This window comes from Sphingomonas cavernae, from assembly GCF_003590775.1.
GTDB classification, from domain to species: domain Bacteria; phylum Pseudomonadota; class Alphaproteobacteria; order Sphingomonadales; family Sphingomonadaceae; genus Sphingobium_A; species Sphingobium_A cavernae.
This window is the reverse complement of record NZ_QYUM01000003.1, coordinates 1,393,034-1,406,948: the sequence shown is the minus strand read 5'-3', so window position 1 is coordinate 1,406,948 and position 13,915 is coordinate 1,393,034. Positions and strand designations below refer to the sequence as shown.

Below are 13,915 nucleotides of genomic sequence, written 5' to 3'. Positions count from 1 at the left end.
GCTGATAAACCCTTGCGAAGAACGGCGTTCAAGCCGGCACATCGGGAGAGAATGCATGAAGGTTCAGCCGGCTGCGTTCCTGAGAACAACCTTGCCGCTGGGCATCGACCAGATCGGCGACCTCGACACCGGCCGCTATCATTCTATCTGGCTGCCCGACCATATGGTGAGCTTCTGGCCCGACTCGATCTGGACGCCCGAATTCACCGATCTCGCCACCGTTTCGCCCTCGCCCCACAGGCACCTCGACGCCATGGCGGTCGCGGGCGCGGCCGCGGCGCTGACGAAAAATGTGCCGATTGCGACCAGCGTGGTCGATACCGTCCGCCGCCATCCGTCGATGCTCGCGCAGACCGCACTGACGCTCGATCATCTGTCCAAGGGCCGTTTCATCCTGGGCCTTGGCAGCGGCGAGATGGAGAATACGGTGCCTTACGGCTTCGATTTTTCGAAGCCCGTCGGCCGCTTCGAGGAAGCGCTGCAGGTCATCAAGCTTTTGTGGGAAAGCGAAGGGCCCGTCGATTTCGAGGGCAAGTTCTTCCACCTCCATCATGCGCGCATGGACACCGAACTCTACGACGGCCAATGCCCGCCGATCTGGATCGGCGCGGGCGGCCCTCGCATGCTGGAGATCACCGGACGATTTGCCGATGGCTGGTGGCCGGCGGGTGCGTGGAGCCCGGAGGATTATGCCGAGAAGCTGGGCGCCGTCCGCGCCTCCGCCGAAAAGGCCGGACGCGACCCGATGGCGATCACGCCCGCCTTCATCCAGACCTGCCTGATCGGCGATGACGCCGAACTTGCGGAGATGCTGGCGGCGCCTCTCGTCAAGGCGATCGTCCTCCAGATATCCGCGGCAGAATTGCGGAAGCATGGACATGAGCATCCTCTGGGCGAGAACTGGCGCGGCTTCGTCGATATCGACCCCGCCGTTCTGACGCGCGAACGCTTTCTCGCGTTTTGCGAGCAGGTCTATCCCGAAATGATCCTCGACCTCATTCCGCACGGAACGCCGAAGCAGGTAGCGAAGATCGTGAAGAGTTTCTGCGACGCGGGCCTGCGCGTGCCCAAGATCCTCGACTATGGCGGCATGGCGGGGCTGGCCTATGGTGCAAAATCCCCTGGAAAGGTGCGCGAGGCCGAGGATGAATTGCTGCGCCTGTGCGAGGGCGTGTGACGATGGCGGTGCCGCTGGACACCCAAGCCCTGTTGGCGGCAGCGGAGGCAGAGACGGGGCTGTCAGACTGGGGGGACCCGAGCTTTCGCGATCGCTTTGGCCAAGCAGTGGACCTGATCCGGTCAGCCAATATGGACGAAGCGGGCGAGCAGATTGCCGCCGCCAACTGCCTCTGGCTGCTGACTGACCGGCTGCGCTTCTTCGACGATCACAAGCGCTATGGTCTCGACGAGGAAGTGATCGAGCGGCCGCTGTTCGTCACCGGCGAACCGCGCTCGGGGACGACACTGCTCCACGCCCTGCTTTCGGTCGATCCGGACGCGCGAGCGCTGCGCTTCTGGGAGGTGATGCACCCTTCCCCGCCGCCGGGGCTTGTCGCGCCTGACGATCCCCGGCGCGCGCAAGCCGATGCCGAATGGAGCGAGATCAACGCGCGCTTGCCCAACTGGCTCAAGAGCCATCCCTATAACGACATGCTGGGCGATGGCCTTCCCGAATGCGAGCGGAGCTGGGCTTTCGATTTCCGCGTGCTCACCCCCACCGCCTGGTGGCGCCTGCCGATGGGCATGGTTGTGGGTGGGCTACCTTCCGACCCACCAGCGCAGTACCGCATCCACAAGATGATGCTGCAGGCGATCCAGCACGGGCGGCCGAAAAAGAAGTGGGTGCTCAAGGGGTTTCACGCGACACGTTTCCCCGCATTTTTCGAAGCCTATCCCGACGCGCGCGTGCTCTACATCCACCGCGATCCGGTGCAGTCGATCGCGTCGCGCATCCAGATGGCGGCAGACCTGACCGAGGGATTGACCGGCAGCGTGGATCTGAAAGCGATTGCCGAGCTTCACACCCGGCTTGGCCGCGCGGGATTCAAGGCTATCCTGGACAATCCGATGATCGACGATCCGCGGATCCACCATGTCCGCTATCAGGATTTCGTGACCGATCAGGTGAGCGTGATCCGCGGCTTCTACGACTTTGCGGATTACGAGCTGACCGCAAACGCGAAAACCGCAATGCGCGATTATCTCGCCACCAACCGCGGCGATCGCTACGGCAAGTTCTGCTATTCGACCGACCTGATCGATGGCGATATCGCGGCGCTCCACGAGGAATTCGCGCCCTATCGTGAACGCTTCGGCCTCGATATCGAGCAACGGGGCTAGGGCGCGATGCACGAGCGGATCTCGATCCATCAGGTCTGCTTCCCCGCATCGAGCATCAGCGCCTTTGCCCAAAGTTGCCGCACGATCGGCGCGGGACGGATGAGCATTGCGAGCCCTTCCCTGCTGACGGAGGGCGGCACGTCGGAATCGCGGTCGGCGGTCCGCAACCACGGCCTGATCATCGAGACAATCAACCATCCCTTCGGCATCCACGCAAATCTGGAGGAAGATGAAGGCCGAGCCGCCGAGACGCTGATGCGCGTTATCGACATCGGCGCGGAGCTGGGCGCCAGATCCATTTACTTGCTGACCGGTGGACGGGGCGGCCTGAGTTGGGAAGCGGCCGCCGACGGATTTGCCGAGCGCGTCGCGCCCTGCGCCGAAGCCGCACGTCAGGCTGGCCTTGCGCTCATGATCGAAAATGCTCCGGCGCTCTATGCCGACATCCATATCGCCCACAGCCTCGCCGACACGATCCGCCTCGCCGAACAGGCGAAGATCGGCGTGTGCGTCGAACTCTTCTTTTGCTGGGGCGACGCAGGCCTTGGCGATCTGCTCCGCCATGCGCTGCCGCGTTGCGGACTGGTGCAGCTCAGCGACTATGTGCTCGGCGATCGGTCGCTGCCGGCCCGCGCAGTGCCGGGCGACGGCGTTATCCCGCTCGAGGCGATCATCAGCGAGTTGCTCGACGCCGGCTACGGGGGTGCCTTCGATATCGAACTGATTGGCCCGCGTATCGACGCCGAGGGGCATCTCGCGGCGACCACCCGCGCCGCTCAACACGTGTCGGCGATGCTCGAGAGACTTGGAGCCTGACCATGGCATTTGGTGATGGCACGGACGATGAAGCCCTCCGCGCTGGCTGGGAGCAATTCTGCGACCGCCTCCGCGCCGCGGGGGATCAGGTGTTCAAGGATCACAACCCCTCATTGGACCTTCACCGTGCCGATGCCTTCCGCTTCCTGACTCAAAATCTCGGACAGGCATTCGACCTAGCGCTCGAAACCAGGGATCCGCGCTATCCCCACATCCACGCCTTCTGCACGCCCTTCCGCAAGCTGGGCGCGGATGCTGCGGACTTCACCTATCAGCAGGCCTGGATCGACGGCGAAAGCGCCTATCGCATCACCGGGGCCAAGGGCACCGCGCGCTTCTTCAACATCACCGTGCAGGGACCGCGACCCGAGACCCAGTCGGGCACGGGCTGGCCGAGCCTGCATGAGCCTTTTGGCGACGTTCCCGAGGCCAATCTTTTCGGCCACCAGATCGAAACCGCGCCCGATGGCAGCTTCGAGTTGTTTGTCGGCGGGCCGGAGCGGGCGTGCAACTGGCTCCCGACGACTCCGGGCTCGCGCAAGCTTTTCATCCGGCAGGGCTTCGACCGCTGGGATGAGACGCACTGGACTCTGCGCATCGAGCGGATCGGCATGGTCGAGCCGCGCCCGATGCCGACGCCCGCGGAGATGATCGGCGCATTCGACTGGGCCGGAGAGTTCGTCACCGGCCTGATGCGTGACTGGCCCGATCATCCCTATCTTTACAGTGGCGGCGCGGTTGACCCCGCTTCGATGAACCGTTTTCCACCACTGCCTTCCAGCGATGCCGGCGATGGTAAGCGCGGCCGAGCGGTCGCGAACATGGTGTGGGCGCTCGCGCCGGACGAGGCGCTGGTCGTGAGCTTCAAGCCCGGCGACGGTTTCTGGATGGCGTCGCTGGGCGGCGTCTTCATGAACAGTCTCGATTATCTCTACCGGCCTGTGAGCTACACGCCGTCAAGGGCGCGAACGGACAGCGACGGCCACGTCCGCCTGATCCTCTGCGCCGAAGACCCGGGATTTCACAATTGGATGGACACCAGTGGTTTCGAACAGGGCAATCTCGCCATCCGCATGCTCATGAGCGCCTCCGGCCCGGCAATCGAGACGCGGCTTGTCAAACGCGCCGATCTCTCGGACCTTTTACCTGCCGACAGCGCGCGCGCGACGCCCGAGGCGCGGCACGTGCAATTCATCGAGCGCTTTCGCGGCATCCAGCGCCAGCGTCTGGGGCTTTAGCTCAGGCCGCGATGGCGCGACGGCAGAATTCCCAGATTTCCTCCGCAAGCTGCTGACGGCGCTGCGGGTCACGATGCGCCGCTTCTTCCGACAGCAATTCGGTGTGTACGGTGGTCGAGACGAGATTATAGACGAGCATCGCCATCCAATGCACCGGCGCCTCGCGCACTTGGCCCACTCTTATGCCGTCCGATAGCTGGTCGGCAATCAGGTCGATCAGCGGGCTCACCGCCTTTTGCAGTTCGGCCGGGCGTGCCTCGGCAAGGCGTAGATGTTCGCGGCTCAAGGCAGCTCCGCGCCGGTCGCCGCGCCCTGTTGCACTATCATCGATCGAGCCGCGCCCCAGCACGATGCCCGTCACGATATGGTGGAGCCGCGCCATCGGGTCGGGAAGCGCGCGGACCTGTTCGCCAAAGAAAGTGGCGGCAAGACGCAGCGTATCGGCAAAGACCGCGAGCACGAGGTCGTCCTTGCCCGCAAACCGGTCGTAAAAGGCGCGCCGTGCGAGGCAGGTGCGATTGAGCACCGCCCGGATCGTCAGCCCTTCGAGTCCTGCTTCGTCGAGCAGTTCGTAGGCGGCCGCCACGATCTGGCGCGTGCGATCCAGCGCGTCCGCATCGGCTTCGGCTTCAACCGGCTGCATTGCTGCACTGTGCATTCCGCCCCTTCCCGATGAGAACAATGTTCTTCCCTTTTAGCAGCCTCGCGCTATAGTACCAGCCAAGAGAACGACGTTCTCAATCATGACAGTCGGATAAGGAGAGGTTGATGATATCCGTCACCTATGTCGAAGCGAATGGCGCGCAGCATGTGGTCGATCTGCCCGAGGGCGAAAATGTGATGCGCGGCGCGCTTGACAACGGCATTGACGGCATTGTCGGCGAGTGCGGCGGCGGCCTCGCCTGCGCGACGTGCCACTGCTATGTCGACGATGAATGGGCTGACAGGCTTCCTGCGGCGGATCAGGCCGAACTCGACATGCTCGAATCCACATCGTCAGAGCGCAAACCGACCAGCCGTCTGAGCTGTCAGATCGTCATGGCGCCAGCGCTGGATGGCATCGTCGTCCACCTGCCCGAAGCCCAATACTGATAAGAGCCACAGGAGAGCGATCATGGCCACCGCCCCCGCCGCCGAAATCCCCTCGCACGTCCCGCCGGAACTGATCCGCGAGATCGGGCTGACCACCGGGCCGGAATTCCTGGCCGCGCCGCACAAGTTCATGGCGGAGTTGCACGAGACCCACCCGCCGCTTTTCTACAGCGTAAATCCGCTGACGGGTAACTCGTGGGCAACAATCAAGCATGAGGACGCCTTCTTCGCGCTGCGCCACCCCGAATATTTCACGACGGCGGGCGCGACGCCCTTCCCGCGCGACCCCAACAATTATTTCTACTTCATCCCGCTCGAAATCGATCCGCCGCATCACCGCAAGTACCGCGCGATCCTCGACAAGACCTTCTCGCCGCAGGGCGTGGCGAAGCTCGAAGGCTATATGCGCAAGCTGTCGAACGACCTGATCGACGAGTTCATCGACAAGGGCGAATGCGAGTTCACGACAGATTTCGGCCGTCCGCTCCCCGTCTCGATCTTCCTCGACCTGATGGGTCTGCCACAGGACATGCGCGACACCTTTGTCGGCTGGGCGGTGGATCTGCTTCATTCGGGCGACCGCATGACCGCCGGCATGGCGATGCGCGGGATCGAGGCCTATCTCGCCAAGGTGATCGAGGAAAAGACCGCCAATCCCGATGATGGTGTGATCGGCACGATCATCCAGGCGCGGCCCGATGGCGTGCCACTGACCGAGCGCGAGATCTTCGGCTTCACCTTCTTCCTGTTCATCGCCGGCCTCGACACGGTGTTCGCGACGCTCAACAACATGTGGTTGTGGCTCGCCAACACCCCCGACCGGCGCCGCGAGATCATTGAGAATCCCGGCAATATCAACGGGCAGGTGGAAGAGCTGCTGCGCGTCTTCTCCGTCACCTTCTCCGGCCGGACGCTGACCCAGGATCTGGAGATGCGCGGCGTGCAGATGAAGGCCGGCGACAAGTTCATGAGCATCCTGCCGGCGTGCAACTACGACCCCGAGATCTTCCCCAACCCGACGGAAATCGACTTCAACCGCCAGCGCAAACCGATCCTGGCCTTTGCCGGCGGCGTCCATAGCTGCATCGGCGCGCATCTGGCGCGGCTGGAAATCAAGATCGGCCTGCAGGAATGGCTGCGTCGCATCCCCGATTTCAGCGTGAAGCCCGGCGCGGCGATCGAATATTACCCGGGGGGTGTCGTGGGACCGAAAGCGCTGCCGCTCGTCTGGTAGATCGGCCCTCGAGCCAGCTTGCGCGAAACGCACATCGCTTCGCGCGACTTGTTCAGATTGCGTCTCGGGCCGGCTCTATCCACCATGGCAAGGCCTATGCTCCCCCGGCCAACCGGAGTGAACGCAAGGTCGCCAGGATAGGAGCCGGCCTATGTCGTTCGAACTGAACCGCAAGCTTGCGGCAAGGCGCGATCCGCTGCCGACGTCGATCAATATCGATCCCGTGACGGCCGACATCGTCCGCGGCGCGTTCGAGACGGTCTGCTTCGAGGCGGCGACGCATCTGGGCCGCGCGGCCTCCTCCCCGATCATCAACCAGTCGAACGAACGCAATGCAGCCATCGTCGATGCCAATGGCCGGCTGGCGATGGGCGCGATCGGAACACCGCACCTGACCTTCGTCAACCAGATGATGGTTCGCTGGGGCCTGATGAATGTCGAGGTCTATGACTGGGGCCCGCGCGACGTGTTTCTCTCGAACGACCCCGATCATGGCGGCGGGCACCTGCCCGATTATTGTGTCTATTCCCCGGTCTATGACGACAAGGGCGAACTGATCGTCGTCCTGACGCTTCAGGCGCATCAGGGCGATACCGGCGGCAAGGATCCGGGCGGCTTCACGCTGGAGGCGGCCGACATCTTCACTGAGGGTGTGTCCTTCCCCTGTGTGAAGCTCGTGCATCGCGGCGAGAAACGCAGCGACGTGATCCACATGATCGAGCGCAATAACCGCTTCGCCACCTTTGCGGGCGATCTCGCGGCGATGATCGGCGCGGTTCAACGTGGAGCGAAGATGCTCGACGGCATGATCGGCAAATGGGGTGCCGATGTCGTGAAGGCAGCGATCAACCAATCGATCGACCACACCGAACGCCTTGTCCGCGAGGAAGTCGCGCGCTGGCCCGACGGCATCTATGAGGCGACGGTGCTGATCGACCATGACACGGTGGGGACGAAGGACGTGAAGGTTCATGTCGCGTGCACGGTGAAGGCCGACCAGTTGACCGTCGACCTGACGGGCACCGACGACCGGCCCAATCTCGTCGGCGTATGGAACACCTTCGCCAACAGCCGGTCCTATGTCATGACGCAGCTCTGCGCGGCGGTCGACCCAACGATCGTCAAGAACGAAGGGATGTTCAACGCGGTCGAGATCATCATTCCCGAAGGCTGCATCGCTCAACCACCGCCCAACAAGCCGGCGGCGCTCGGTTCCTTCCACCCGGCATGCGAGATCACCGAGGCGGTGTGCCTGGCGCTGTCGCAGGTCGTGCCCGAACGATCCGCGCCGCAACTTTACAAGATCGGCATGCCCAATGCGGTGATCGGCTTCGACGAGAACGGCCAGATGTGGATGGACCAGGGCGTCGATTGCCGCTCGATGGACGTATCCGCGGTGCAGGGCATCGACGGCTGGGGCTCCTGCCCCGTCAGCCTCGGCAATCTGATCCTTTCCGAGGCCGAGGACGCCGAATGCCGTTTCCCGATCCTCAATATCAGCCGTGAGATGACGACCGATGCCGGTGGTGCTGGCCAGTGGCGCGGCGCGCCGGGCAGCCTCAACGTGAAGCAGGTTCTGGCGCCCACCATGGCGATGGCGTGGATGGTATCGGCCGACCATCCCTTGCGCGGCATGTGTGGTGGGGATGATGCCATCCCCTATTCCAACCGGTTTGAGGTCGGAACGTCGGGCGAATACAAGATCGAGCGCACGGCACAGGCGCAACTCCCCGCCGATGCGGTCATCGCCTACCAGCATGGCGGCGGGGCGGGCTTTGGTTCGCCGCTGCTGCGCGATCCTGAGGCCGTGAGGGAGGATGTGCTCGACGAGTATGTGAGCCTGAAAGCGGCGCGCAAGAAATATGGCGTCGTGCTCACGGGCAGCCTCGAGGACTATGATCTCGCGGTTGATCACGCCGCGACCGAGGCGCTGCGCAAGGAAATGGGCGGAAAGCTGCCCGCTCTGGAGGCCGTAGAGTGAATTACCGCGTCGGCATCGATATTGGCGGCACCTTTACAGACTTCGCGCTGCTCAAAGGCGCCGATGTCATCGTCCACAAGAACCTCTCCACTCCACAGGACCGGTCGCTCGGCGTGATGGAGGGGCTCGGCAGCCTTGCGCAGAAGGAGGGGCTGTCGCTCACCGACTTTCTCGGGCGCTGCGACGCGATCGTCCATGGCACGACGGTGGCGGACAACACGCTCATTGAAATGAACGGTGCGGTCACCGGTCTCATCACCACCGAGGGTTTCCGTGACGAGATCGAGTATCGCCGCGGATTCAAAGAGGACATCTGGGACGTCCGGCTGGAACCGCCCAGGCAGATCACGCCGCGCCGTCGCCGCCTGACCGTGCCCGAACGCGTGCTGCATGACGGGTCTGTGCACAAGCCGCTCGATGAGGCCGCGGTGCGCGAGGCATGCCGCAAGCTGAAGAAGCAGGGCGTGGAATCGATCGCCGTCTCATTCCTCTTCTCCTTCGTGAACGCGGCACATGAAAGGCGCGCGCGCGAGATCATCGAAGAGGAACTGCCGGGTGTGCAGGTCTCGCTGAGCCATGAGGTGCTGCCGCGCGGCCCCGAATATGACCGGACGAGCACTGCCGTGGTCAACGCCTATGTTGCGCCGCGCGTGACCTCCTATCTCGAAAGTCTGGTGACCCGCCTCGGCGAGGGAGGATACAGGAACCAGTTGATGGTCATGCAGGCCTCGGGCGGCGTGATGACCGTGGACTATATCCGGGGCTCTCCCATCCGCGTTCTCGCATCCGGCCCCGCGGGCGGCGTCGTCGGATCGGCGCATGTCGGCAATGCAAAGGGCCATCCCAACCTGCTCTGCGTCGATATGGGAGGCACCTCCTACGACATGTCGCTGGTGCTGGACGGCGCTGCTCCGGCCGAGGCGGGCTGGACCATGCACCATCGCTACCTGATCGGCGTGCCGATGGTGAAGGTGGAGACATTGGGCGCCGGCGGTGGATCGATCTGCCAGATCAATGGCGGCGCGCTGCAGGTCGGGCCGCGCTCGGCGGGATCGGAACCCGGCCCCATCGCCTATGGGCGCGGCGGGATCGAGCCGACGGTAACAGATGCGCTTGTCATGCTCGGCATACTTTCAACCGAAGAAGGCTTTGCCGGCGGCAGCTTCACGTTGAAACGCGATGGCGTCGAAGCAGCCTTCGCCAAGCTTGGCGAGGCGATGGGGACGAGCGCTGAGCAGGCCGCATTCGATTGCTGGCGCGTCGTCAACGCCAGGATGTCGCAAGGCGTGCGGCGCACGACCGCTGGCAAGGGGATCGATCCCAAGGATCTGGTCATGCTTGCCTATGGCGGCAATGGCCCCGCCTTTGCCGCGACGCAGGCAGAAGAACTCGGCATCGAAAAGGTGCTGGTGCCCAAGGCGTCGCCGACCTTCTCGGCGCTTGGCACGCTGGTCGCGAATCCGAGCATCGACGAGGAACGCTCATGCATCGCCAAGGCCGATGCGCTCGATCTGGACCAGCTCAGGTCGCTGTGGACCGAGCTTGGCGCCCGGGCGAGAAAATTCTTCGCGGATTCCAGCTTCAATTCGGATCAGGTGGTCGCCAACTACCAGCTCAACATGCGCTATGCCGGGCAGAATTTCTCGCTCACCTTCGACGTCGCGCCGGACCGCAGGCTGCACGACCTGTCCTTCATCGATGATGATCTCGGCGCGCGCGCGATCGCGCTGTTCAACCAGCGGCACATGGCCGAATACAGCCATATTCGAGAGCATGAGGTGCCAGAGGTGACCGGCGTGCGTCTCGCCACCCATGTGAACACGCCCTCGCCTGTCTTCGCCAAGGGCTTTCCGGTGAGCACGGGAAATCCGGTTCCTACCAAATCGCGCCGCGCCAATCTGGGGAGCGGCTATGCTGATACGCCGATCTTTCTCGGATGCGATCTGCAACCCGGGCATATCGTGAACGGCCCTGCCATCATCGAGGAAAGCTTCACGACGATCGTCGTCTATCCCGGCTGGAAGACGATCGTCGACATCGCGGGCGACTATGAAATGACCCGCACGGGCTGACGGCGTTTCAATCCCGCGGGATACCCGTGATCCTGATACCCGCGCCCGGTACCTTGTAGCGCTTGTTGAGCGCGATCAGGACGCTGGTCAGCGCTTCAGCCACCACCGAATTGGCGAGCACGCCGCCATAGAACGCGCCAAGGCCGATCTGCCGCGCGAGCCTGACGACAAGCTCGCCCGCTTCGGCGTCATCGGCGCAGACAAGGACATCGCAATCGATCTCCTCGCCCAGATGCTTCAGGTGATGCGCCGAGATATTCTGGAAGGCGGAGACCACCCTCACCTCCTCGCCCAGCATGCGCTGGACCGCCTCGACCGCCGAGCCGCCTTCGGGCAATTGCACCCGGGCAACCTTGGGCGGCACGAGCGGGACGGTCACGTCGATCAGGATCTTGCCGGCAAGACAACCGCGCAAGGTTTCAACGGTCGCCTGTTGCGCGGCATAAGGCACGGCGAGAACGATCAGCTCGGCCTCAGCGGCGGCGGACAGATTGTCCGCGCCCGTCGCGGCTTCGCGTCCGAGTGTGGTGTTGATCTCGGCAGCAGCTTCCTGCGCGCGGGCCGGGTCACGGCTACCGATGATGACGCTGTGCCCGGCATCCGCCCAGCGCAGCGCGAGGCCGCTGCCTTCCTTGCCAGCACCGCCAAGGACCGCGATCTTCATGCTCGGGATTTCGACTGTCATGCGTGAAGCTCCAATGCGGCGCCGACGGGCCGTTTGCGTGGCGGGGTCTGGATAACCGGCTCAAGGGGCGCGGCATTGTGTGCGCGATCGATCATGTCGGCATCGGCATCGACATAGAGCGTCGTCCGCGGATGCGGAACGCGGCCGATCGAGCCGATGAACGCCTCTATTTCCCGCGGCGGAAACTCCTGTCCATGGGCACTGCCCGCGGCGCGCGAGATGCTCTCGTTCATCAGCGTGCCGCCGATGTCGTTGGCGCCCCCTTGAAGGCATTGGGCCGCGCCGCTCGGACCCAGCTTGGTCCAGCTCGTCTGGATATTGGTGATGTGCGGATGAAGCACCAGCCGCGCGACGGCGTGCATCAGCCGCACCTCACGGAAGGTGGGGCCGGCGCGCGTTTGTCCCTTGCGCGCAAGGGGGGCTTCCATGTGGACGAAGGGCAAGGGCACGAACTCGGTGATGCCACCGGTGCGCATCTGAAGCGCGCGTATGGAAAGCAGGTGTTTCGCCCAGTGCGCCGGGGTTTCGACATGGCCGAACATGATCGTGGCCGTGGTCCTGAGCCCGACCTCGTGCGCGGTGCCCACGACCTCCAGCCACTCGGCAGCGGTCAGCTTGTCGGGGCAGATGATGGCGCGGACATCCTCATCGAGGATTTCGGCGGCTGTTCCGGGCAGCGAGCCAAGCTCTTCGGCCTTTAGCCGCTCAAGAAAGGCCCGCACGCTGAGGCCGAGCGTCTTCGCGCCGTGCATGACTTCCAGCGGAGAAAAGGCGTGGACGTGGATGCCGGGCACCGCGTTTTTGGCGGTCCGGAGTATGTCGAGATAGGTCTGGCCTGTGTAGGCCGGATGAATGCCGCCCTGAAGGCAGACCTCGCTGGCGCCGCGCGCCGCCGCTTCGCGGACGCGCCGCGCGATCTCGTCATGGTCGAGATCATAGGGACGCCCGCGCAGATCCTCGTGCGTCCGCCCCTTTGAAAAGGCGCAGAAGCCGCAGGCATATGCGCAGATATTGGTGTAGTTGATGTTGCGGTTGACGACATAGCCGACCGCATCGCCATTCACGCGCCGACGCAGATCGTCGGCGGCCGCGCAGACGCGCTCCACATCGCCGCCGCGCGCTGAAAAGAGCAGCTCGACCAGATTGGCGTCAGGATCCCGGCCCTGTTTCAATGCGGCAAGCGCCTGTGCGATTGCGGGATCACCCGGCCCGGAAATCGCGACCCGCTGCGGGGGCGCGATCGCGCTGTCCCCGCTGTGCCAAAGATCGTCGCGACCCCAGCCATGCGCGTCGCTGTGGCGCAGGACGGCGGGCAGGACCTCGGGCGCGATCCGGCGCTTCGCCTCGGCCAGACATGCCGGGTAGACCGGCAACCGGCGAACCAGCACACGTCCGCCCTCCGCCGTCCCCGCCTTGAGCCGCGCGAGTTCGGGCCACGGCGCCTCGGGATTCACATGATCGGGAGTGACGGGAGAAATACCGCCCCAGTCATTGATGCCCGCGTCCAACAGCCGCGGGAAATCGTCCGCGGACAGGTTTGGCGGCGCCTGAATGTTCATGCCCGGACCGAGGATCAGGCGCGCCGCAGCGATGGTCCAGAGCAGGTCAGCCATGTCGGGCTCGTTCGCGTCGGCCATGGGCGTGCGCGGCTTTGCGCGGAAGTTCTGGACGATCACTTCCTGGATGTGGCCATGTTCGCGGTGCAGATCGCGGATCGCGAACAGCGCGTCCAACCGCTCCTCCCGCGTTTCGCCAATGCCGATCAGGATGCCGCTGGTGAAGGGAATCGCAAGCTCGCCCGCCAGCCGGATCGTTTCCAGCCGCGCGGCGGGCACCTTGTCGGGCGAGCGGTAATGCGCACCGCCCTTTTCGCCGAGTCGCTCGGCCACGGTTTCCAGCATGAGGCCCTGTGAAACGGAAACCTGACGCAGCGCGAGCAGATCATCCCGACCCATCACGCCCGCATTTACATGCGGCAGCAGGCCGGTTTCCTTCAGCACCAGCGCGCACATGTCGACGAGATAGGCGATGGTGGAAGCATAGCCCATCGCGTCCAGCGCCTCACGCGCGGCGGCATGGCGCAGCTCGGGCTTGTCCCCAAGGGTAAACAGCGCCTCGGTGCAGCCTTGCGCCGCGCCTTCGCGGGCGATCGCCAACACTTCATCGGCCGTCAGATACGGCGTCTCGCCCCGCTCGAGCGGTCGCGAGAAGGTGCAATAGTGGCAATAGTCGCGGCACAGCCGGGTGAGCGGAATGAAGACCTTGGGCGAAAAGGATTGGATCAGACCGTGGCCCGCATCTCGTAGCGCACGCGCTTCGGCCATGAGCAGGTCAGGCGCGTCGTCGAGCAGCCGCGCGCGCAGCAGCACGTCCTGTTCCTCATCATGTCCGGCAATGTGCATCACGCGCGATCGGGTCCTTCTCCCTCGCGCCTTCATTCGCGCGACAACATGCTAC

11 protein-coding genes are annotated in these 13,915 nt (G+C 64.2%); 8 read left to right on the top strand and 3 right to left on the bottom strand.

Annotated elements, in window-relative coordinates; genetic code table 11:
- Positions 1 to 55 precede the first annotated feature (55 nt).
- From D3876_RS14365 to D3876_RS14350, 4 genes are read left to right on the top strand one after another with little or no spacing between them, the layout of a single operon-like run.
- On the top strand, positions 56 to 1,177 hold the full coding sequence (locus D3876_RS14365) for an LLM class flavin-dependent oxidoreductase (RefSeq protein WP_119763251.1): 1,122 nt from the start codon (positions 56 to 58) through the stop codon (positions 1,175 to 1,177).
- A gap of 2 nt (positions 1,178 to 1,179) precedes the next feature.
- A complete protein-coding gene (locus tag D3876_RS14360) occupies positions 1,180 to 2,340 on the top strand; it encodes a sulfotransferase family protein (protein WP_119763249.1) in 1,161 nt (386 codons plus the stop codon).
- A gap of 6 nt (positions 2,341 to 2,346) precedes the next feature.
- Entirely contained in the window at positions 2,347 to 3,156 is an 810-nt protein-coding gene (locus D3876_RS14355) for a sugar phosphate isomerase/epimerase family protein (RefSeq protein WP_119763247.1), read from the top strand.
- A 2-nt stretch (positions 3,157 to 3,158) separates the two neighbouring features.
- Positions 3,159 to 4,394 (top strand): DUF1214 domain-containing protein, encoded by a 1,236-nt coding sequence (locus tag D3876_RS14350; RefSeq protein ID WP_119763245.1) that lies wholly within the window; start codon positions 3,159 to 3,161, stop codon positions 4,392 to 4,394.
- Between the two features lies 1 nt (position 4,395).
- Here the strand turns inward: D3876_RS14350 and D3876_RS14345 are convergent, their stop codons facing one another.
- Complete coding sequence (locus D3876_RS14345; RefSeq protein WP_238475381.1) at positions 4,396 to 5,052, bottom strand: TetR/AcrR family transcriptional regulator; 657 nt, start codon at positions 5,050 to 5,052, stop codon at positions 4,396 to 4,398.
- A gap of 110 nt (positions 5,053 to 5,162) precedes the next feature.
- On the opposite strand from D3876_RS14345, the gene D3876_RS14340 reads away from it, so the two are divergent.
- The 4 genes from D3876_RS14340 to D3876_RS14325 all read left to right on the top strand — a co-directional run bounded on the left by D3876_RS14340 (position 5,163) and on the right by D3876_RS14325 (position 10,773).
- The gene (locus D3876_RS14340; protein ID WP_119763241.1) at positions 5,163 to 5,486 is read left to right on the top strand and encodes a 2Fe-2S iron-sulfur cluster-binding protein; all 324 of its coding nucleotides are present in this window, start codon (positions 5,163 to 5,165) and stop codon (positions 5,484 to 5,486) included.
- A 22-nt stretch (positions 5,487 to 5,508) separates the two neighbouring features.
- On the top strand, positions 5,509 to 6,720 hold the full coding sequence (locus D3876_RS14335) for a cytochrome P450 (protein ID WP_119763239.1): 1,212 nt from the start codon (positions 5,509 to 5,511) through the stop codon (positions 6,718 to 6,720).
- Between the two features lie 151 nt (positions 6,721 to 6,871).
- Positions 6,872 to 8,701, top strand: a complete 1,830-nt coding sequence (locus D3876_RS14330) for a hydantoinase B/oxoprolinase family protein (RefSeq protein WP_119763237.1) — start codon at positions 6,872 to 6,874, stop codon at positions 8,699 to 8,701.
- Complete coding sequence (locus D3876_RS14325; RefSeq protein WP_119763235.1) at positions 8,698 to 10,773, top strand: hydantoinase/oxoprolinase family protein; 2,076 nt, start codon at positions 8,698 to 8,700, stop codon at positions 10,771 to 10,773. Before D3876_RS14330 ends, D3876_RS14325 begins: the two co-directional genes overlap by 4 nt.
- 7 nt (positions 10,774 to 10,780) lie before the next feature.
- Here the strand turns inward: D3876_RS14325 and npdG are convergent, their stop codons facing one another.
- Positions 10,781 to 11,458, bottom strand: a complete 678-nt coding sequence (gene npdG, locus D3876_RS14320; RefSeq protein ID WP_119763233.1) for an NADPH-dependent F420 reductase — start codon at positions 11,456 to 11,458, stop codon at positions 10,781 to 10,783.
- A complete protein-coding gene (gene cofH / locus D3876_RS14315; RefSeq protein ID WP_119763231.1) occupies positions 11,455 to 13,860 on the bottom strand; it encodes a 5-amino-6-(D-ribitylamino)uracil--L-tyrosine 4-hydroxyphenyl transferase CofH in 2,406 nt (801 codons plus the stop codon). Before cofH ends, npdG begins: the two co-directional genes overlap by 4 nt.
- Between the last annotated feature and the right edge of the window lie 55 nt (positions 13,861 to 13,915).